This is a genomic window from Yoonia sp. MH D7, assembly GCF_054439475.1.
This window is the reverse complement of record NZ_JBTJCF010000001.1, coordinates 2518080-2538408: the sequence shown is the minus strand read 5'-3', so window position 1 is coordinate 2538408 and position 20329 is coordinate 2518080. Positions and strand designations below refer to the sequence as shown.

The window sequence follows — 20329 nt, the reverse complement described above, 5'->3', positions numbered from 1 at the left end:
TCCGGAGGCAGACCCATCAATAAGCGGGAGCCGGGGAGATTATATATGTCGACGTTGACCGACCCGCCGAAACCTCCGTTTCGGCTGAGCCAGCTTCTGTATGATACGCGATATCGTTCGATTACGATTCAAATTGTCGCGATCATTCTTATCGCCGTTGGGATCTGGTGGCTTGCAACCAATACAATCGCGAATCTGAATGCCTTGGGCAAAGATTTCGATTTTGGCTTTCTAGGCACAGCAGCCGGTTATGATATTAACCAGACACTCATTCCATACAATAACCAGATGACGCACGGGCGCGCGGCGCTTGTGGGGATACTGAACACCCTGCTTGTCGCCTTTCTTGGCTGTGTGGCTGCGACCATCATCGGCGTGATTGTAGGTGTTTTACGACTGTCGAAAAACTGGATCGTAAGCCGCCTGATGTCGGTTTACGTTGAAGGGTTCCGGAACGTGCCTTTGCTGCTATGGATCATTCTGATCGGGTCGATCATGACCGAGGCCATGCCGCAACCGAACGCATTTCGTGGCGAGAACGCAACTGCCAGCATGATCGCGAACGATAGCGTCGCGATTACGGGGCGCGGTATCTATATCCCGCGCATCGGTTTCACCAACTCATTAAGCGGCAATGAAGCGGTGGCTCCGCGCGAGGGCTATGTGGCTGTTGCTTCTGGCGGCATCGACTGGCTTTTGGTGTTCGGCGCGCTCGCGCTTGGCCTGATCGGGATCCGCTATCTGCGCGCCCGCGCAAGCCGTATTCAACAATCGTCTGGCGTGCGTCCGACGACATGGCATATGCAGCTGGGCTTGTTAATCATCCCCGTCGGGATTGTATTTGTTTTGCTTGGCGCGACCGTTGTGCAGCCGTTCTTGAAAGGGTTTAACTTTACCGAAGGCACATTCTTGCGCAATTCGCTGATCGCGCTTTGGTTCGCGTTATCGCTATATACCGGTGCGTTTATTGCTGAAACTGTGCGCGCGGGCATTTTGTCGGTGAGCAAAGGGCAGTCGGAAGCAGCTGCTGCACTGGGCATTTCACCACGGCGCACCATGAGCCTTGTGATCTTACCACAAGCGATGCGCGTCATCATTCCGCCGCTGATTTCGCAGTTCTTGAACCTGACTAAAAACTCTTCGCTGGCGCTCGCTGTGGGTTACATGGACATTCGCGCGACGCTTGGGGGGATCACGCTAAGCCAGACAGGGCGCGAGCTTGAGGGCATGCTTTTGCTGGGTCTGTTCTATCTGACAATTTCGCTGATCATCTCTGCGGTCATGAATTTCTACAATAGCTCGATGAAACTGAAGGAGCGTTGAAATATGTCTGATACACACGCACAAACTGTTTCTTATGTTCGCGATACGATGCTGGATCAGCAAACCCCGCCTGTGACACAGGTTGGGGCCGTTAAATGGGTGCGGGAAAATCTATTCCCCACATGGTTGAACGCGATCCTGACAATTGCTTCGATCTTCGCGATCTACTATGTAATCTCGCACGTCGCGCCTTGGGCGCTTGGCGGAATTTGGGACTCGGGCTCCCTGACGGAATGCCGCGAAATCCGCAACACGACCATGCCGCCAGATACATCTGTCGCTTGCTGGGCTGTTTTATCAGATCGCTGGCATCAGTTGCTGTTCGGCTTTTACCCTAGTCACCTTTACTGGCGCCCGATTCTGGCACTGGTATTGTTTCTGGCTGGTGTCGCACCGATCCTGTTTCCGGAAATGCCACGCAAATCGTTGATACTGACAGCACTCGCGCCGTTTATCTGCTTTTGGTTGCTCTGGGGTGGTTCGGTCTGGTTGCCAGTTTCTATCGCACTTGGGTTCGTCGTTGCGTATTTTGCGTTTAGACTTCTCGCCAAAGTGGGCCAGTTGGCAGGCATCATCGCAGCGTTCGTCGCACCGGTTCTATTCTGGGCTTTGCTCTCAGGACCGTTTGCAGGATTTATGAATAACGTCCTGCCGTTCAGCATCGAGTTTGTGGAAAGCCGCGCGTTTGGCGGTTTCATGTTATCGATTGTGATCGGGTTATCGGCAATCGTCTTGTCATTGCCTCTAGGCATTCTGCTTGCCCTCGCACGGCAGTCGGACCTGTTCATCATCAAAACATCGGCAGTGCTCTTCATCGAAGTAATACGCGGCGTGCCGTTGATCGTTTGGCTGTTCACGGCGCAGTTGTTGCTGAACTACTTCTTGCCACCCGGCACCAACTTTGACCTGACCCTGCGGGTGATCATCATGGTGACGCTCTTTGCCTCTGCTTATATCGCAGAAGTTGTGCGCGGCGGCTTGGCCGCATTGCCATCGGGTCAGTATGAAGGGGCCAATAGCCTTGGCTTGAATTACTGGCAGTCGATGCAACGGATCGTGCTGCCGCAAGCCTTGAAAATTTCGATCCCCGGGATCGTAAACACGTTTATCGGTCTGTTCAAAGACACGACATTGGTGGTTTTCATCGGCCTGTATGACCCGCTTGGGATTGCATCCACGATCCGCGCCAGCACCGATTGGAACGGCATCTACTGGGAATTGTTCATCTTCATTGGCGTCATGTTCTTCATCTTTTGCTTCAGCATGGGCCGCTATTCACTTTACCTGGAGAACAAACTCCAGCGTGAAAACCGTTAAAGGAGGCATGCGATATGTCGAATACAACAACCGAACGCGCGATTGATCGTAGCAAACTGCAAGTCTCTGACGAGGTAGCGATTGAAATCCGCAACATGAACAAATGGTATGGCACGTTCCATGTTCTGCGCGACATCAACCTGACGGTGCAACGCGGCGAGCGAATAGTTGTTTGCGGCCCGTCCGGCTCTGGCAAATCAACGCTGATACGCTGCATCAACCGTTTGGAAGAACACCAAAAGGGCCAGATTATCGTTGAAGGCACCGAGCTATCGTCGGATCTGAAAAACATCGACAAGATCCGCTCAGAAGTTGGCATGTGCTTTCAGCATTTCAATCTGTTCCCGCATTTGACGATCCTTGAAAACTGCACTTTAGCTCCGATCTGGGTGCGTAAAACGCCCAAGAAAGAAGCCGAAGAAATCGCAATGCACTTTCTCGAAAAGGTGAAAATTCCCGATCAGGCGATGAAATATCCGGGCCAATTGTCCGGTGGTCAACAACAGCGTGTGGCGATTGCCCGATCATTGTGCATGAAGCCACGGATCATGTTGTTTGACGAGCCGACATCTGCGCTTGATCCAGAGATGATCAAAGAGGTGCTGGACACCATGATCGAGCTTGCGCAAGAGGGTATGACGATGATCTGCGTAACGCATGAGATGGGCTTTGCCCGTCAGGTTGCGAACCGCGTGATCTTTATGGATCAAGGCCAGATTGTCGAGCAAAACGAGCCGGAAGAGTTCTTCCTGAACCCGCAGTCCGAGCGCACGCAGTTGTTTTTAAGCCAGATTCTCGGCCACTAAATCGTCTGAAAATCAGAAAATCCCGCGTCATTGGCGCGGGATTTTTGTCTTAATCAGCGTCGTGCCCTGCGTCCCCGATCAGATCACGCGGCACGATGAAGTCAACGCAATGCCCCGCATTTGGTGCAGGCTTACGCGCAAAATCAATCACCGCAGTAGCGCAGGTCGGATAGTCGTCGAATCGTGGATGATGCGGCGCTTGCATGACCAGCCCGCTTGCCGCCATGCCTATTCCAGGGTTGTGCCCGATGACCGCAATTGTTTGTGCATCATGGTTGTTCACCGCACCCAGCACAGTATCGGGTGAGGCGTGATAAAGCTGCGGTAGATAATGGACATCGGGCTGCGAGGGCAGGGCTGCGAGGATAAACTTTGCCGTTTCAACCGTCCGCTGTGCGTCAGAAACCAGCATTACATCAGGCGCATAGCCCTTATCGGCCAACCACATGCCAATTGCGGTTGCGGCATCCCTGCCACGCGGGTTCAACACACGGTCATGGTCGTCTTGCAATGGGTCGCCCCAGCTGGATTTTCCGTGTCTGATCAGAATAAGGCGAGTCATAAAAAGGCCTCCATGTGAAATGCGGATTGGGCGGGCAGGCGACGGTGTGCGCCAACAGGACAAGCGCGACGCGCGGCGCAACCCGTCGTGACGCAGGCGGTATTTTCGCCGATATAAGTCTTGCAGGTCGCAACGTCGTATCCGTCTGCCAATGCGTCTACTGGACAGGCGGTCTTGCACGGTGCTGCGCAGGTGTTGCACGGCATATCCCGCGCTGTGATCGCGCATGTCTGGGGCACCCAAATCGTGCCGCGATAGGACACAAACAATCCCGCCACATCATGCACCAGAAACCCGATAGGCGATGCCCACGCGCGACCAGAACGCAGCGCCCAAGTATAAAAGGGATGAAATGGTGCGCCACCAAACGGGTAGTATGCCGTGCCGTTTGATCTGGCGGCGAGCCCGTCAATAATGCGCCGCGACCAGCGGTCCATTGGGTCAGGCTGATCGTCGTTGTATTCGGCTGACTGTGTAAAGACCGGCCAGAACTGCGGCTCATCCGGCCCTAGCAGTATCAGCGAGCCGCCATGATGTGATAGCCCGTCGCGTTCCTCAAGCGGACACTGGCCCAAGAGCGCCAGTCCTGTCCCCTTGAGGTCAATCGCCATTAGTCGCGTGGTTCGCGGATCAGAGATCCTGCGCCGTGATCGGTGAACAGCTCTAGCAGACACGCATTTTGCACACGGCCATCTAGGATAACAACCGCCCGCACACCCGCCTGAATGGCATCCAGCGCAGTTTCGGTTTTGGGTATCATACCGCCAGCAATGGTGCCGTCAGCGATCAGTTTTTCGACTTGGGCAGGGGACATTTCGGTCAAAACGTTGCCGTCCTTGTCTTTCACACCCGACACATCAGTCAGAAGCAACAATCGATCGGCCTTCAGCGCACCCGCAACAGCACCCGCAACCGTGTCACCGTTCACGTTATAGGTTTCGCCATCAAAACCCATGCCAAGCGGGGCAATCACGGGGATCGCTTTAGCCGCATGCAGGTCGCGCAGGATCGTAACGTTCATTTTTACGGGGGTGCCAACCAGACCCAAATCTGGGTCGGTCTGTTCGCAAATCATCAGGTTCGCATCTTTGCCAGAAACGCCCACGGCTTTGCCGCCTTCGTCACTGATTGCTTGCACGATGCGGTTATTGACCTTGCCGGATAGGACCATCTCGACCACATCCATCGTCGCCTGATCCGTTACACGTTTGCCGTTCACAAATTCGGATTTGATATCGAGTTTCTCGAGCATCTCGTTGATCATCGGACCACCGCCGTGGACAACGACAGGGTTCAGGCCAACCTGTTGCATCAGTACGACGTCACGCGCAAAGCTATACATCGCCTCGTCGCTGCCCATCGCGTGGCCGCCAAGTTTAATAACAACAGTGGCGCCTGCATAGCGCTGCAAATAAGGCAAAGCCTGCGAAAGCGTCCGCGCGGTAGCGATCCAGTCCTGGTTCATGTCTTCAGTCCTTTTTTTCATGCGATCCCTGCTATGATTGCGCGCAATGTCTCCACGCCATCACCTTTTTCTGACGAAGAAAGTATAAGCTCCGGATAGGCGGCGGGGTGTTTTGCGAGGGCCGCACGGGTCTTGGACAATGATTCCTCTAACGCATCGCCGCGCAACTTATCCACCTTGGTCATGACAACTTGGAATGTCACGGCCGACCGGTCAAGCAGCGTCATAATCTCTTCGTCCACAGCTTTTGCACCGTGCCGCGCGTCGATCAAAACAAACACACGGCGTAGGGTTGGGCGGCCCGACAGATATTGCTTGAGCAAGCGCTGCCATTTTTCAACGACAGCCAATGGCGCATTCGCAAAGCCATAGCCGGGCAAGTCGACGACATAGATGTCGCCAGCGGTGAAAAAGTTAATTTCCTGGGTGCGCCCGGGTGTGTTAGACGCGCGCGCTAGACCTTTGCGCCCCGTTAACGCATTGATAAGCGACGATTTCCCAACGTTCGAGCGACCTGCAAAACAGACCTCAATGCGGTCTGCATCGGGCAGCCCGTCCATGGCAACGACCCCCTTGAGGAACGTCGTCTCGCCTGCGAACAGTAACCGCCCTTTTTCAATTGCTTCTGGTTCTTGTGTCGCGGCTTCGGTGAAGCGGATTTCCATATCAAAGTACCTCGGCTGTATCGCCAAGGCTGATTTTACCGCCTTGGATGACTTCGGCATATACGCCGAAATCCTGATGTTTCCAATTTTCGCGCAGTGCCGCAAGGGTGTCTGCGTCTCGTATGCCGGTGATCGGGTTGGCGGTGGTATGCTTGCAGCGTTTAATCGGTTCGCGTATCCGCATTATCGCCCCGCCAATCGCGATGTCACGGCCTATCCAATCCCATTCGGCCCACGGCGCCAGTCCGTCGAGCCAGATATTGCCGCGCCAGCGTTCCGCCTCTAACGGCTGCCCCATCGCGTCGCTAACCGCCGCGTGGCTGGCCGTGTTCATCAATGAAATTGACGGGTAATTTGTGTCGGTGATGCCGCGATCCGGAACTTTGACGACGGCCGTTGGTTGGCGCTCGTCTACGGGGCAAATCGGGCGAACCCATGCGATGAAACGCGCCACATCGGCAAGGCTTTCGGGATCGAATGAAATCTCACCCAAGGCTTGATGGCGCAGCGTTATTCGCGCGTGAACGGTGTCGAGTTCGGCCCAAATACCCGCAAGGGCAGGTGTTGCTGCACCGATCATAAAATTACGACACATCACCCATTCAGGGTGGGTTGCATCGAACTTTGTATCGGCATGAGTAACAGCCCAATGGCGATCCCAAGGGACTGTTTTTCCCGCCACCAAATCGACAAAAGCCAAGGTCTCGCGACCATGGCTTTTGATTGGGTGACGCCACAATGAAGCGACAGTAACCATTTATTTACCCTTCGGGGCTTTGGGGTCGTTGGCCGCTTTTGACGATCGCTTGAAACCACCTTTGATATTTTCAAACACATCGGGCCGCGCGCCGTGGCTCGTCATAATCGCATACTGTTGCAAGAAAGTGATCGTGTTGTTTGCAATCCAGTATAGCACCAAACCGCTGGAGAAAGAGCCCAGCATGAACATGAAGACCCATGGCATCCATGCAAAGATCATCTTTTGCGTTGGGTCCGTTGGGGCAAGGTTCAACTTTTGCTGAAGCCACATAGAGATGCCGAGCAGGATCGGCAAAATGCCAAGGCTAAAGATCGCAAAGATGCTGCCGACCTCTGGCACACCCCATGGCAACAAGCCAAACAGGTTCAGGATTGAAGACGGATCAGGTGCGCTCAGATCTTTGATCCAGCCAATCCATGCGGTGTGACGCAATTCGATTGTGACAAAGATCACCTTATACAACGAAAAGAAAATCGGGATTTGCAAGAAAATCGGCAGACAACCCGAGGCCGGATTAACCTTGTTTTCCTTGTATAGCTTCATCATGCCTTGCTGCATTGCCTGCTTGTCATCGCCGCTACGCTCTTTCAGCTTTTCCATTTCTGGTTGCAGTTCTTTCATCTTCGCCATCGAGACATAAGATTTGTAGGCCAGTGGCAGAACCAATGCTTTCAAGATGAAGGTCAGCGCAATAATCGACCAACCCATATTGCCGATATAGTTATGCAAAGAGTGCAGCAGCCAGAAAATCGGCTTGGTCAGGAAGAAAAACCAACCCCAATCGATGCTGTCGAGAAAGCCGGTGACGCCTTCGTCATTTTCGTAGTTACGGATCGCTTCCCATTCTTTGGCACCAGCAAAAAGACGTGTTGTGACAGTGGCGGTGTCACCCGGGGCGACGGTGCTCACGTCCATCACGGCTTCTGCCTGATAGAGATCACGAGATGCATAGTACTTGCTGGTGGATCGGAAAGAGGATGCTTGATCAGGGATCAACGTCGTCATCCAATAATGATCAGTGTAGCCGATCCAACCGCTGTTCGTGACATCGATGCGCTCGGCCTGAGTGCCTTCGCGCGAATCGATTTCATAGTCGGTCAGCTTGGAATATTTTGTCTCTTCCAATTCGCTATCGGACATCCGCACAAGACCTTCATGCAGAATAAAGAATTTCTTGAGATTGCTCGGCTCGCCATGACGGCGCAACAGGCCATAGGGGCGTGCGGAGACATCCGCTTCGGTTGTGTTTTCAAGAGACTGTGCAAATGTGAACATGAATTTGTCATCCACGCTTACAGTGTTGCGGAAAATCAAGCCTGCGTCGTTGTTCCAAACCAGTGTGACTGGACTCTCTGGCGTTAAGGTCTCGCCGCTTTCGACCTCCCACAGGGTATCGGGACCAGGGACAGCATCCGCAGCTAAACCCTCTGCGCCAGCCCATCCGAATGTCGCAAAATACGCGTCGGCTTCACCAACCGGACGCAGCAGTTTTACAATGGGCGATCCTTCGTCGAGCGTTTCTTTGTATTGCGTTAGCGCAAGATCGTCGATCCGTCCGCCAAGCAAGGACATCGTGCCTGACAGTTCCGGCGTCTCGATATTAACGCGCGGCGCATTTGCCGTTGGGCTCGCGTCTTGCATCGGTGCTGTGCCGCTTAGCGTCGCCTCGCCACCCACTGTCGGCGTGGTCAAGTCCCCACCTTCTATGGCGGCGACTTCAGCGTCGGGAACTATTGCTAGCTCCTCCGGCGGGAACAGCCAAAACCACGTGAGGATCACGAGGAAGCTCAGCGCTGTTGCGAGAATGAGGTTCTTGTTCTGGTCGTCCATCTGAAAACCGCCCAATTTTGCAGGAAAAATATCAGGGTTGTTCAACCCCCGCAGGGGCCAAAGGTCAAGCAGTTTTCAGTGAATTTGCAGAGTTGGCAGGATATTGTGACTACAGCGGGCGTTTGCGGCCCGCCATTGTCGTGGGGAATAACAGTTATTGGACGCGTCTAAGGTGGGCCGGACCGTGTTGGCGAGCTTCATATTGTGAAATCCATGCTGTTGCGTCGATTAGGCTCAAAGGGTGTGACAATGCGTATCCCTGCATAAATCCACACCCCATTGCGGTCAGTTGGGCTTGTTCTTTTAGTGTTTCCACGCCTTCGGCGAGTGTGGCCAGCGTCAGACCACTCGCCATCGTCAGGATCGCAGAGGCCATATTTTGTTGATCTTCGTCCCTATCTATGTGGGTGACAAACGAGCGATCAATCTTGATCCGGTTGATTGAGAATTTCCGGATTGACGTAATAGAGGCGTGTCCCGTGCCAAAATCATCGAGATCAATTTCGCAACCCAAGCGGGCCAATGCACGCAGGTTTCGCTCAATTATATCTTCTCCTGTCGAGGCAACAACGGTCTCCAGAACTTCGATAACCAAGCGGTTCGCCGATGTGTTGTAACGGTCCAGTTCCATCATGATGTGATCTACCAGATTCGGATTCCGCAATTCTGCATTTGACATGTTGATCGACACTTTTGGGACAAAAAGACCAGCCTGATCCCACGATGCGAGTGCGGCGAGCGAGTCGCTTAACATCTTGTTTCCCAAAAGTCGCATGAGTCCCGCTTGTTCAAAGGCAGGTAAGAACTCAGCAGGAGAGATGGTACCCTGTTCCGGATGTTCCCACCGCGCCAGTGCCTCAAGCCCTGTAACCTGAAGGGTTTGAAGACTGATTTGTGGTTGGAAATATGCCTTGATCTGTCCTTTTTCGACAGCGCTTTGCACTTCGTTCATCAATTCGTCGCGGAATTTGATCCGGCGGTGCATAGCGTTGGAATAGCTACGAATAGCGTCGGGGCCAGCGCGAGAGGCTTCAAGTTGGGCAATACTAGCGGCACGCAAGAGTTGTTGGGCCGTTTGAGGGGTATCTGCATCCGCCAAGGCGAATCCAATCGAGATCGTCGTGTGGATCGTTTTTTGACCCACGAGAAATGGCTTGTCTTATAATGAACTTGGCTCCTGCTTTATAATGGGGCCACTGCCCGCCACGTCATTTGTGACAGGCAGTGGCGGCGGTTGGATCGTAAATGGCTGGGTCATGATGGACCGCTCCAGAGTTTGATCAACCGCCGTCTTCCCCAAAGGCCTGAACGGATACGCGTGCAACAAGTCACGTATGACAAGCATAGGATATGGAGAATATGACAGATCATAACATTGGCGTGGACATTTCTAAATCCCATCTGGACGTGTTTCGATTGGAAGACGACATGGCTAAACGCTTCGATAATTCAATCACAGGCTTCCGTGCTCTTATCAGATGGTTGGGCAAGGCGACCCGTGTAGCGAGGGTCGTTTACGAGCCGACAGGATCGTATCACAAAGCCTTTGAAGCGACACTTGGGAAGGTGTTACCATTGGTCAAGGTAAATCCTTTGCAGGCGCGCCGTTTTGCGCAGGCCCATGGTACGAGAGCTAAGACTGATGCAGTCGATGCTCGAATGTTGGCGCTTATGGGCGCGGCATTTAATCTTGAACCACAAGTGCCTCTCCCGAAAGAAGCAATTGACCTCAAAGACTTGCATGTTGCGCGGGCTGGGTTGGTCAAGGATCGCACCAGATTGCGCAACCGTGCTCAAATTCAGGGGTTATCTCTCCTGAAACGCCAAACCAAAGCGCGTCTCACGCTAGTGGAACGCCAGATCGTTGAGTTGGACGCCGAGATAGCAGCGCTGATCCAGGCGCGGGAGAGCACCGCACGTACGCATGATATTTTGCGTTCCATGCCCGGTGTCGGCGCTGTTTCTGCTGCCGCAATATTGACCCTGATGCCCGAACTCGGCACGCTAGATCGCAAACAAGTGGCCAGCCTGGCTGGTCTCGCCCCCATCACACGCCAGTCTGGATTATGGCAGGGCAAAGCGTCCATCGGAAGCGGGCGCAAGCCCTTGCGCGATGCCCTTTACATGCCCGCATTAGTCGCCATGCGCTGGAACCCAGACCTCAAAGCAAAATACGAACACCTACGAGACGTGGGAAAACCCGCCAAGGTCGCAATTGTCGCTATAATGCGGAAGCTAATCGAAATCGCAAATGCACTTGTCAAAGCTAATCGCAAATGGACACCAAAAACCGCTTGATCAAGACGGATACTCTGACATGATTTTCTGCAATCGCACCGATAGTTCGGTTGCCGCTTCGAGGTCAAGGCGTCGATACGGCGAGAGTGCGATGGCGAAACGGTGGGCCTCCACGCGCGCGGTGACATCGCTTGCGCGCATGTAGGGCGAAATGCGTTTGCAAACCTTTGCCAGCAATGCCTCTGTGACATCAAGATCATAGACCTCTTCCAGCTTGTTAAACGAGTCGATTTCAAAAACCAGCGCTGCGGCGGACGTCCGCAATTCGCTGCCTTCTGATAAAAAACGGGTCAAGGCATCCGTGATGTCGGTGCGACAGCCTGTTTTGATCGCAAAGCGCCTTTTTAGCGCCAGAAACGATGTTGCTCTATGTGTTGCGCGTTCTGCTGCATGCCATAGAGCAACAGCGACATCGCGCACACGATGTGTCATTGCTTTACGCATGTGGTTAGCCTTTTTTGGACCGAAAGAATCGACCTGCATTGTTGCGGTTATGCGCTAACTTAGCGGTACCAGTCTGACTAAACCGTTAATTCTGCGGGTTTTCTTTTGTGTCGCGCGATAGCCCCGCAAAATCAAACAGGTTGGGGTCTAGCAAGTGCGAAGGGCGGGCGTTTGTCAGCGATTTGAACATGATCTGGCGCCTGCCGGGGCTGTTTTTTTCCCAGCCGTCAAGGATTTCTTTGACCTGCTGGCGTTGTAATCCGTCCTGTGATCCACACAGATCGCAGGGGATTATTGGATAATTCATCGCGGTCGAGAATTTCTCGCAATCCGCTTCAGCGACATGTGCCAGCGGGCGGTAGACAAATAGATCCCCTTCCTCGTTGACAAGTTTGGGCGGCATTGTCGCCAAGCGGCCGCCATGAAACAGATTCATGAAGAAAGTTTCTAAAATATCATCACGATGGTGGCCTAGCACAATGGCCGAGCAGCCCTCTTCGCGGGCGATCCGGTAAAGGTTTCCGCGGCGCAGGCGCGAGCATAGGGCACAGAACGTGCGACCAGCCGGCACTTTGTCCATGACGATAGAATAGGTGTCCTTATATTCGATCCGGTGTGGCACGCCCATTTTCTTAAGGAACGCGGGCAAGACGGTTGCTGGAAAGTTGGGTTGCCCCTGATCCAGATTACAGGCCAGAATATCAACTGGTAATAGCCCCCGCCATTTCAGCTCGTGCAGCACTGCAAGCAAAGTATAGCTATCTTTGCCACCAGACAGACAGACCAGCCAACGCGCATCCCGTTCGATCATCCCGTATTGCTCTATGGCTTCGCGGGTTTGGCGCACGATGCGTTTGCGCAGTTTTTTGAACTGCGTTGTGGACGGTGCGCCGTGGAAAAGAGGGTGAATGTCGTCGTTATCATCTAGCATGCCGTCGATATGCCAGATGTGAATGCCGCTGCCTAGTCAGGAACGTTATCGATCCCTGATCCACCAAGCGGGTGGCAGCGTCCGATGCGCCGGATGGTAAGCCACCCTCCTTTAAACCCGCCGTGTTTTTCCAAGGCCTCAAGCGCATAGGCCGAGCATGTGGGCTGATAGCGGCAGCCGTGACCGACCCATGGGGACAGAAGGATGCGGTAGGCTCTGACGGGCAGGGCGAAGGCGTGGGCCAAGGGGGTCATGCATGCACCTTGGTAAGCGCGCGGCGCAGGTCGCGGATCAGATCGGTAAAGGGCAGGGTCGCTGTCACCGTGTTGCGACCCACCAGCACATAATCCCAACCGTCGCGGCCTTCGGTGCACAACACAAGGCGGGCCACTTCGCGCAAGCGACGTTTGGCACGGTTGCGGGCAACAGCGTTGCCGACTTTCTTGGAACAGGTATAGCCCACGCGAATGCCAGAGGCTTCGCCGTCCGCACGTTTGCGGGCTTGCAGGTGGATACCGGGGGTACCTTGTCTGCGTGCACTGGACGCACGGACAAAATCCGCACGTTTGGTCAATATCGTCAGTGGCAGACAAGCGGAAACCGCCGGTGACCCGCCCTCGAAATCAGCTGAAACGCTGTCCATGGGGGTCACCGGCGGCATCAAGTCGTTAAACCGAATACTGGCGCTTATGCGCTCAACTTCGCGCGGCCTTTGGCCCGACGCTTGTTGATGATGTTGCGGCCCGCTTTGGTCGCCATACGTGCACGGAATCCGTGACGGTTTTTACGAACGCGGTTAGATGGTTGGAACGTGCGCTTCATAGCGGTGTCCTTTGGTTTTTGGGCCAAACCCATAAATGGATTCGAAGCCGATCTACAATTCAGACTTGTCCTTTAGACAGGGCGCGGCCTGCTGTCAACGCGCAAGCGGCGTTCATTCTGCAACAATTACCGGAATTCTGTGGCGGCAAATGTTACAACGACCATACAACGACCCGCAAAACAGGGTGTTTTGCTCGGTTCGCATCAACGAGACGTGAGTGGGCTATGACATCCCAAGCATCCAGTCCATCTATGTTTAAGCAATAGCGCTGATGCAAGAAAGTCTTAAAATATGTCCAACACCCCACAAAATGCGATTCTGCGACGCTTGCCGCTGATACTGATTCTCTGCGTTGCAGCCTTTGGCGCGTTTTTCCTGCGTGACTACCTGTCGTTTGACACATTGCGCGACAACCGCGAGTCACTCTTGGCCTACCGCGATGATAACTATCTGGCGACCGTGCTGGTGTTCGTCGCGGTCTACATCCTGATCGTCGGCTTCTCACTGCCCGGTGCGACCGTCGCCAGTCTCACAGGCGGGTTTCTGTTCGCCACCTTCCCGGGCGCACTATTCAACATCGTCGGCGCGACTATTGGTGCGACCGCGATATTCATGGCAGCACGCTGGGGCTTGGGCGAAAAACTCTCTGCAAAAATGGATAGCTCCCAAGGGGGCATCAAAAAGATCAAATCAGCCATCGACGCCAACCAGTGGGAGGCGCTGTTCCTGTTGCGCCTTGTGCCCGCGGTGCCGTTCTTCGTGGCTAATCTGGTCCCCGCACTGGTCGGAGTGCCGCTTTACCGCTTTGTCGTGACAACCTTCATCGGGATCATTCCGGGCACTGTTGTTCTTACATCTGTGGGGGCGGGCTTGGGCGAGGTGTTCGACCGTGGCGATACGCCGGACTTGGGGATATTTACTGAACCCGCCTTCGTGTTGCCTATTCTTGGTCTGTGTTTACTGGCCGTCCTTCCTATCATCTTAAAAGCCCTGCGCGGCAAGAAAGGTTTGTAATCATGACCCGTATCAAAACAGACATCTGCATCATCGGCGGCGGCTCTGGTGGACTATCCATCGCAGCGGGGGCCGTGCAAATGGGCGCAAAGGTCGTCTTGCTGGAAGGCCATAAAATGGGCGGCGATTGCCTGAATTACGGGTGCGTACCATCCAAGGCATTGATCGCCTCAGCAAGGCAAGCACACGCGATGCGGCATGGCGAAAAATACGGGATCGCAGACGCCGACGCTGTAGTGGATTATGCCGCTGCCAAAGATCACGTTGCTGACGTTATAGCCACCATCGCGCCTATCGATAGCGTTGAGCGGTTCGAAGGACTGGGCGTGCATGTGATCCAGGAATTCGGCCGCTTCATCTCGCCCACCGAATTGCAAGCGGGCGACACCATCATCGAGGCCCGCCGCTTTGTGGTTGCCACAGGATCACGGCCTTTCGTGCCGCCCATCGATGGTCTGGACAGCGTAAGGTATTACACCAACGAAGATATTTTTGACCTGCGCGAAAAGCCCGACCATCTGATTATCATCGGCGGTGGTCCGATCGGCATGGAAATGGCGCAGGCGCATGTGCGGCTAGGATCACGCGTGACAGTGATTGAGGGCGCGAAGGCGTTTGGCAACGACGACCCTGAAATGGCAGCAATCGTGCTTGAGAGTTTGAAGGCCGAGGGCATCGAGGTTATCGAGGACGCACAAGCGGGCAAAGTCAGTGGCAAGGGGGCAGACATAACCGTCCATACCCCCAAAGGCGACTTCACCGGCACTCATCTGCTGATTGCCGTCGGGCGCAAAGTGAACATCGAAAAGCTGGATTTGGAAAAAGGTGGTATCGAGTTTACCCGCAGCGGGCTCAAGGTCGGCGACGATCTGCGCTCTGTCAGCAACCGCAAAGTGTATGCAGCGGGTGATGTGGCGGGCGGTCTGCAATTCACCCATGTGGCGGGCTATCACGCGGGTGTTTTGATTCGCTCTATTTTGTTCGGATTGCCGTCAAAGCAAAAAACCTCTCATATTCCTTGGGCTACTTATACCGACCCTGAACTGGCGCAAGTTGGCATGACTGAAACCCAAGCGCGCGAGAAACATGGTGATAAACTAGAGGTCGTGCGTTTCGATATGGTTCACAATGATCGCTTGATTACAGAGCGCAAAAACAAGGGGCTCATCAAGATCATGGTGGTGCGCGGCCGCCCCGTTGGAGCCTCTATCGCCGGACCGCAAGCAGGTGAATTGATCGGCATGTGGGCCATGGCCATCGCCAATAATCTAAAGATGTCGGCAATTGCCAATACCGTGCTACCTTACCCAACAGTGTCAGAGGTTAACAAACGCGCCGCAGGTGCCTATTTTAGCCCCAGACTGTTTGAAAGCACTATGGTTAAGCGGGTGGTGGGATTCGTCCAGCGCTGGCTGCCGTAAAAAAATAACGAGGGCATATGCTCAACACACTTTCGGGTCGGTTTCTGATCCTGACCACGGTTTTTGTCATGCTGGCAGAAGTCCTTATTTTTGTGCCCTCGGTTGCGCGGTTCCGCGAGGATTATATGCTGGCGCGTCTGGAGCGGGCGCAACTGGCGTCCTTGGCCCTGGAAGCTGACGATATGATCTCTTCCGCACTGGAAGCAGAGCTATTGCTGAACGCCGGTGTTTATAACGTTGTTTTGCGGCGTGACGAGATACGGCAACTTGCGCTGTCCTCGCCTATTCCATCACCGATAGATGCGACTTACGACATGCGCGGCGCTACGGCCACGACCCTGATCAGCGACGCGCTCAAGACACTGGTAAACCCCGAAGACCGAATCGTGCGGGTGATCGGTAATCCGGTGCGCGACGGGGGGCTGCTAATCGAAGTCACGATGGATGAAATGCCGCTGCGCACTGCAATGATCGATTATGGATTAAACGTCTTGGTATTATCGGCGGTGATTTCCGTGATTACCGCGTTCCTGCTGTTTCTAGCCGTACAAGGACTTCTGGTGCGCCCGATCAAACGGGTGGTCGGACATATGCAAAGCTATTCAAAAGCTCCCGAAGACGCGCGGCGAATCATTGTGCCGTCTGCCAGCGTGACGGAACTCCGCGATGCGGAAGTGGCGTTGCAAATGATGCAAACCGAACTGACCGGCGCGCTCAAGCAAAAAGAACGGTTGGCGCAACTTGGGGGTGCTGTCGCCAAAGTAAGTCACGATCTGCGCAATATTTTAACATCCGCACAGCTGTTCACTGACCGCATTGAAGGGTCCGATGACCCGCTGGTCAAACGGATGGCCCCCAAACTCGTCGGCTCGATCGCGCGTGCGGTAAACCTGTGTGAAACAACCCTTGCCTTTGGACGGGTGGACGAACCCGCGCCAACGCTCGGTCGCGTGAACCTTGCCGCAATCGTCAACGATGTGATCGACAGCGAACGCTTGGCGGCGGGCGACTACGACCTGTCCTTTGCCGAAGACGTGCCCGCCAGCATGACCCTTCGCGCTGACAGCGAACAACTCTACCGCGCGATTTTCAACCTTGTCCGCAACGCGCGTCAGGCGATTATGGCAACCGGTAAGGCGGGCGAAATCAGCGTGGAAGGCTATGAAGACGACATCGCTTGGTGGATCAAGGTGAAAGACACAGGGCCGGGCCTGCCGTCCAAAGCCCGTGAATTCCTTTTCCAGCCTTTCCAAGGCGGAGTGCGCAAGGGTGGCTCGGGCTTAGGACTTGTGATCGCCGGAGATCTTGTGCGCGGACATGGTGGCAGGCTCGACCTGGCACAAACGGATGCAACCGGCACGTCCTTTGTTATTCAGCTTCCAAAAGGGGACCTTTCACTGTCATCTGCAAGAGAATGAAAAACTTACGCATTTTGCACTTGCATAACAACGACAGCCCCGCTAAATCCCGCAACATAGTGGATTGGTAGCTCAGTTGGATAGAGCACTTGACTACGAATCAAGGGGTCGGGGGTTCGAATCCTCCCCAGTCCACCATATCACCCTTTCGTTGGGTAAGAGCAGGTCGCCTTGGGCGGCCTTTTTCTTTTGTCCTAAGGTTTTTCAAGAAAATCCATTTATCTCGTCGCCCACATCAAGCTGTCACAAAGCCGCGCCTTTTTAGGTCCGTGCCCATTGGCTGCTCACCCCCGAGATGTTTTTGACGCCCATAGGCATGGGCTCCGTGGACGCGCGCACCGCAATTGACCGCGTATTCGTGGGAAGGAACGACAGTTCAATGATCGATTCCTTGCGAAGGCAACCCACTGACCGTTTGGGCCAAAATTTTACAACCTGCGGCAGCAAATCAACCATTTGCGACAGGTCTAAAGCTTACCCAAGGGCGTATCCGACACCCCGCACCGTGCGGATCGGATCGCTGGCTTCGTACAGCGTCAGTGCCTTGCGCAGGCGAGCGACGTGGACGTCTATTGTGCGCGTATCAACGAAAACGTCGCGCCCCCATACAAGGTCGAGCAACTGGTCACGACTGAAAACCCGGCCTGGCCGCTCCATTAACCTGCTCAATAATTTGAATTCGATTGGCCCTAATTTCAGTTCGTGCATGTCGCGGGTAACACGGTGGGTTACTGGATCAAGAATAATACCCTCAAACGTCAGCGCATTGCCCGTACCACTCGGACGTGACCGGCGCAGTTGCGTGCGCACACGTGCCATCAGCTCGTTGACCGAATACGGCTTGATCACATAGTCATCCGCGCCGATTTCCAGACCGCGCACCGTATCAACCTCTTCGGATCGCGCAGATAGCATGATCACCGGAATGTGCCGCGTCTCTTCGCGTGATCTGATTTGACGACACACTTCGATGCCACTGAGCAACGGCATCATCCAATCGAGTATCACCAGATCAGGCAACGCTTCGGCGATCAACAAAAGAGCCTCTTCACCGTTTTCGGCGCAACGCACTATGAAACCCTCGGATTCAAGATTGTAGCGTAGAACCTCGCGTTGGGCCGGTTCATCCTCAACCAGCAGAACTTGCGCCTTGAGCATTGCCACTGATTAAACCCCTGTTGTTGTAGATGTTTCGTCTGCTTTTGCCCGCGCTTCTTCCGGTTGCTTGCCGGTCGTCAGATAAATGACCTGTTCTGCAATCGAAGTCACATGGTCGCCCATCCGTTCGGTATTCTTGGAAATGAAATGTAGATGTAAGCAGGCCGGGATGTTGAGCGGGTCTTCCATCATGAAACTCAGCAAGTCACGAAATAATGCATTATACATCTGATCGACATCGATATCGCGCGCGATGACATCAGCGGCCAGCGCCGCGTCGCGTTGGATATAGGCGTCCAGCGCGTCCTTCAGCATCCCCTCAACGGCGCGTGTCATACGGCGAAGGGTGCCAATGCTGTCGCTGATTGGCGCGGTTTTTGACAGGACTTCGGTACGTTTCGCCATGTTCTTGGCGTAATCGCCGATCCGCTCAAGGTTACTGCTGATCTTGATCACACTCAGGATGAGACGCAGATCAATGGCGGTTGGTGCGCGCATGGCAATAATTCGCGCGGCGCGTTCGTTGATCGTTTCTTCTAGCTGGTCGATCAAAGTGTCCGTCGCTCGAACCTGCTTTGCAAGTTCTTCATCGCGGGTTTCAAGAGCATTCATAGCCAGACGAATGGCATTTTCGACAAGGCCGCCCATTTTCATAATCTCTGCTTGAACACCATCCAAGTCGGTATCGAAGGCGGATGAAATATGATTATTTGTCATGGGCTATCCAATCCTGACAGTGATGTAGCTTTCGCTTCTCGGGTCATCGGGCGCTGTAATTATGTGGTCTGTATCGCTGGATTTCACCAAATTGCCAAGCTTAAAGAATGTGGTTTTCTGACCGATCCGCGCGGTAGCTGCGGGATCAAGGGCAGACACGGCTCATCCATGCAACCGCATTCAGAAGCCGTGCCAACGACAATGCCAAACGACGCCGCAGAATTCAAAACCTGACGCATTGTCTCGGATTGCGTAGCAACATACGTGCATTGGGGTGAACGTTTTAGCGAAGAGAATGCGCGCGCCGTTACGCATCATCCGGTAGCGGAGGCAATATAACAGTAAACTGTGATCCCTTCCCAACTTCGCTCGTGACTTTTAATCGCCCGCGATGACGATTCAAAATGTGTTTCACAATCGCCAAGCCTAATCCCGTCCCACCAAGCTCACGACTGCGATGGTCGTCGACACGATAAAAACGTTCGGTCAGTCGCGGCAGATGAATGGCGGCTATTCCCGGACCTTCGTCACCGACAACGATTTCAATCGCAGGACCACGCAGGACAGGGTCATGCAATGGACGCTGCGCGGTAATACTCACGGTCCGGCCCGATCCACCATATTTGATCGCGTTTTCGATCAGATTGGTAAAAACCTGCATCAGTTGATCGGACTCGCCGATAATTGGCAACGGATCCGACCCCAAATTCAGCTGCACCGTCACATTGCTGTCAATCACCAACGGATCAAGTGTGCGCAAGGTCGTTTGCACCACATCGCGCAAATCAACCTGTGCGGTCGGGCGCACCCGCTCATCGACCTCGACCCGACTGAGCGTCAACAACCGGCCCACAAGCCGGTTCATGCGTTCCGCTTCCGACGCCATGATATCGAGAAAGCGCGCGCGCGCTGTGGCGTCATCGCGGGCAGAGCCGCGAAGTGTATCAATGAACCCCATGACAGACGTTAGCGGCGTGCGCAGTTCGTGGCTGACGTTGGCCACAAAATCGCGCTGCATCAGTTCTGCATGCTCTACGCCCGACACATTTTCAAAACTGAGTAACAACAGGTTAGTCCCGTCAATGACCTGCAAATGAGCATTGTAGGTCACGTCATTGCCGTTTTCGACAGTTTTATAGGTCACGGTTTGCGGCGCGCGTGTTTCCGAGCCCCGCTCAACCGCAGCGACCAGTTTGGGGTGGCGTAATGCGGTCGTAAAGTGCCGGCCCAACACAGCCTTTTCCAACATGATTTCGGCAGCGCTATTGAGGGCAACAATGATCTGCTCGTCCCCGATGATCAACGTCGGCAAGGGAAAGGCAGCAATAAGGTCGTGGGCCATCAGACGATGTTCGAGATGTCGGTTGGGCATAAATT

General features: G+C 54.2%; 23 protein-coding genes and 1 tRNA gene. 9 read left to right on the top strand and 15 right to left on the bottom strand.

Annotated elements, in window-relative coordinates:
* Nucleotides 1-45 precede the first annotated feature (45 nt).
* Genes ACXLHR_RS12550 through ACXLHR_RS12540 form a run of 3 tightly spaced genes read left to right on the top strand, consistent with a single transcriptional unit; the run spans nt 46 to nt 3446 of the window.
* Nucleotides 46-1323, top strand: coding sequence for an amino acid ABC transporter permease (locus tag ACXLHR_RS12550; protein WP_458791766.1), 1278 nt, complete (start codon nt 46-48; stop codon nt 1321-1323).
* Between the two features lie 3 nt (nt 1324-1326).
* Nucleotides 1327-2640 (top strand): amino acid ABC transporter permease, encoded by a 1314-nt coding sequence (locus ACXLHR_RS12545; protein ID WP_458791765.1) that lies wholly within the window; start codon nt 1327-1329, stop codon nt 2638-2640.
* Between the two features lie 14 nt (nt 2641-2654).
* Nucleotides 2655-3446 carry an amino acid ABC transporter ATP-binding protein gene (locus ACXLHR_RS12540; RefSeq protein WP_458791764.1) on the top strand — a complete coding sequence of 264 codons (792 nt, stop codon included), beginning with the start codon at nt 2655-2657 and terminating at the stop codon, nt 3444-3446.
* A gap of 49 nt (nt 3447-3495) precedes the next feature.
* Here ACXLHR_RS12540 and ACXLHR_RS12535 read toward each other — a convergent pair whose 3' ends face one another.
* From ACXLHR_RS12535 to ACXLHR_RS12505, 7 genes are all read right to left on the bottom strand, one after another.
* Nucleotides 3496-4008 carry a SixA phosphatase family protein gene (locus ACXLHR_RS12535; RefSeq protein ID WP_458791763.1) on the bottom strand — a complete coding sequence of 171 codons (513 nt, stop codon included), beginning with the start codon at nt 4006-4008 and terminating at the stop codon, nt 3496-3498.
* Complete coding sequence (locus ACXLHR_RS12530) at nt 4005-4619, bottom strand: ferredoxin (protein ID WP_458791762.1); 615 nt, start codon at nt 4617-4619, stop codon at nt 4005-4007. The genes ACXLHR_RS12535 and ACXLHR_RS12530 overlap by 4 nt, the downstream gene beginning before the upstream one ends.
* Nucleotides 4619-5473 carry an acetylglutamate kinase gene (argB, locus tag ACXLHR_RS12525; protein WP_458791761.1) on the bottom strand — a complete coding sequence of 285 codons (855 nt, stop codon included), beginning with the start codon at nt 5471-5473 and terminating at the stop codon, nt 4619-4621. Before argB ends, ACXLHR_RS12530 begins: the two co-directional genes overlap by 1 nt.
* Before the next feature lie 17 nt (nt 5474-5490).
* Complete coding sequence (gene yihA, locus ACXLHR_RS12520; protein ID WP_458791760.1) at nt 5491-6138, bottom strand: ribosome biogenesis GTP-binding protein YihA/YsxC; 648 nt, start codon at nt 6136-6138, stop codon at nt 5491-5493.
* 1 nt (nt 6139) lies between these two features.
* Nucleotides 6140-6895: an MOSC domain-containing protein gene (locus ACXLHR_RS12515; RefSeq protein ID WP_458791759.1), complete on the bottom strand. Its 756-nt coding sequence runs from the start codon at nt 6893-6895 to the stop codon at nt 6140-6142.
* The gene (gene yidC, locus ACXLHR_RS12510) at nt 6896-8728 is read right to left on the bottom strand and encodes a membrane protein insertase YidC (RefSeq protein ID WP_458791758.1); all 1833 of its coding nucleotides are present in this window, start codon (nt 8726-8728) and stop codon (nt 6896-6898) included.
* A gap of 154 nt (nt 8729-8882) precedes the next feature.
* Nucleotides 8883-9872: a putative bifunctional diguanylate cyclase/phosphodiesterase gene (locus ACXLHR_RS12505; RefSeq protein ID WP_458791757.1), complete on the bottom strand. Its 990-nt coding sequence runs from the start codon at nt 9870-9872 to the stop codon at nt 8883-8885.
* Nucleotides 9873-10087: 215 nt separating this feature from the next.
* Here ACXLHR_RS12505 and ACXLHR_RS12500 point away from each other — a divergent pair, with 215 nt between their 5' ends.
* Nucleotides 10088-11026: an IS110 family RNA-guided transposase gene (locus tag ACXLHR_RS12500; protein ID WP_458789636.1), complete on the top strand. Its 939-nt coding sequence runs from the start codon at nt 10088-10090 to the stop codon at nt 11024-11026.
* On the opposite strand, the gene ACXLHR_RS12495 is transcribed toward ACXLHR_RS12500, so the two are convergent.
* The 5 genes from ACXLHR_RS12495 to rpmH all read right to left on the bottom strand — a co-directional run bounded on the left by ACXLHR_RS12495 (nt 11027) and on the right by rpmH (nt 13223).
* Nucleotides 11027-11470 carry a diguanylate cyclase domain-containing protein gene (locus ACXLHR_RS12495; RefSeq protein ID WP_458791756.1) on the bottom strand — a complete coding sequence of 148 codons (444 nt, stop codon included), beginning with the start codon at nt 11468-11470 and terminating at the stop codon, nt 11027-11029.
* An 85-nt stretch (nt 11471-11555) separates the two neighbouring features.
* Nucleotides 11556-12401: a tRNA 2-thiocytidine(32) synthetase TtcA gene (gene ttcA, locus ACXLHR_RS12490; protein ID WP_458791755.1), complete on the bottom strand. Its 846-nt coding sequence runs from the start codon at nt 12399-12401 to the stop codon at nt 11556-11558.
* 32 nt (nt 12402-12433) lie between these two features.
* The gene (gene yidD / locus ACXLHR_RS12485; protein WP_458791754.1) at nt 12434-12655 is read right to left on the bottom strand and encodes a membrane protein insertion efficiency factor YidD; all 222 of its coding nucleotides are present in this window, start codon (nt 12653-12655) and stop codon (nt 12434-12436) included.
* A complete protein-coding gene (rnpA, locus tag ACXLHR_RS12480) occupies nt 12652-13044 on the bottom strand; it encodes a ribonuclease P protein component (RefSeq protein WP_458791753.1) in 393 nt (130 codons plus the stop codon). The genes yidD and rnpA overlap by 4 nt, the downstream gene beginning before the upstream one ends.
* 44 nt (nt 13045-13088) lie before the next feature.
* Entirely contained in the window at nt 13089-13223 is a 135-nt protein-coding gene (rpmH, locus tag ACXLHR_RS12475) for a 50S ribosomal protein L34 (RefSeq protein WP_458791752.1), read from the bottom strand.
* Between the two features lie 292 nt (nt 13224-13515).
* Here rpmH and ACXLHR_RS12470 point away from each other — a divergent pair, with 292 nt between their 5' ends.
* The 4 genes from ACXLHR_RS12470 (at nt 13516) to ACXLHR_RS12455 (ending at nt 17215) form a co-directional block, all read left to right on the top strand.
* Entirely contained in the window at nt 13516-14238 is a 723-nt protein-coding gene (locus tag ACXLHR_RS12470) for a TVP38/TMEM64 family protein (RefSeq protein WP_458791751.1), read from the top strand.
* A gap of 2 nt (nt 14239-14240) precedes the next feature.
* Nucleotides 14241-15659, top strand: a complete 1419-nt coding sequence (locus tag ACXLHR_RS12465; RefSeq protein ID WP_458791750.1) for a dihydrolipoyl dehydrogenase family protein — start codon at nt 14241-14243, stop codon at nt 15657-15659.
* Nucleotides 15660-15676: 17 nt separating this feature from the next.
* Nucleotides 15677-17077: a sensor histidine kinase gene (locus ACXLHR_RS12460; protein WP_458791749.1), complete on the top strand. Its 1401-nt coding sequence runs from the start codon at nt 15677-15679 to the stop codon at nt 17075-17077.
* Between the two features lie 61 nt (nt 17078-17138).
* Nucleotides 17139-17215, top strand: a tRNA-Arg gene (locus ACXLHR_RS12455).
* Nucleotides 17216-17551: 336 nt separating this feature from the next.
* Here ACXLHR_RS12455 and phoB read toward each other — a convergent pair.
* Complete coding sequence (gene phoB / locus ACXLHR_RS12450; protein WP_458792543.1) at nt 17552-18235, bottom strand: phosphate regulon transcriptional regulator PhoB; 684 nt, start codon at nt 18233-18235, stop codon at nt 17552-17554.
* Nucleotides 18236-18244: 9 nt separating this feature from the next.
* Complete coding sequence (gene phoU, locus ACXLHR_RS12445; RefSeq protein ID WP_458791748.1) at nt 18245-18952, bottom strand: phosphate signaling complex protein PhoU; 708 nt, start codon at nt 18950-18952, stop codon at nt 18245-18247.
* On the opposite strand from phoU, the gene ACXLHR_RS12440 reads away from it, so the two are divergent.
* Nucleotides 18938-19186 carry a hypothetical protein gene (locus ACXLHR_RS12440; protein ID WP_458791747.1) on the top strand — a complete coding sequence of 83 codons (249 nt, stop codon included), beginning with the start codon at nt 18938-18940 and terminating at the stop codon, nt 19184-19186. The two genes, phoU and ACXLHR_RS12440, sit on opposite strands and share 15 nt — an antisense overlap.
* 73 nt (nt 19187-19259) lie before the next feature.
* On the opposite strand, the gene ACXLHR_RS12435 is transcribed toward ACXLHR_RS12440, so the two are convergent.
* Nucleotides 19260-20324: a sensor histidine kinase gene (locus ACXLHR_RS12435; RefSeq protein ID WP_458791746.1), complete on the bottom strand. Its 1065-nt coding sequence runs from the start codon at nt 20322-20324 to the stop codon at nt 19260-19262.
* Between the last annotated feature and the right edge of the window lie 5 nt (nt 20325-20329).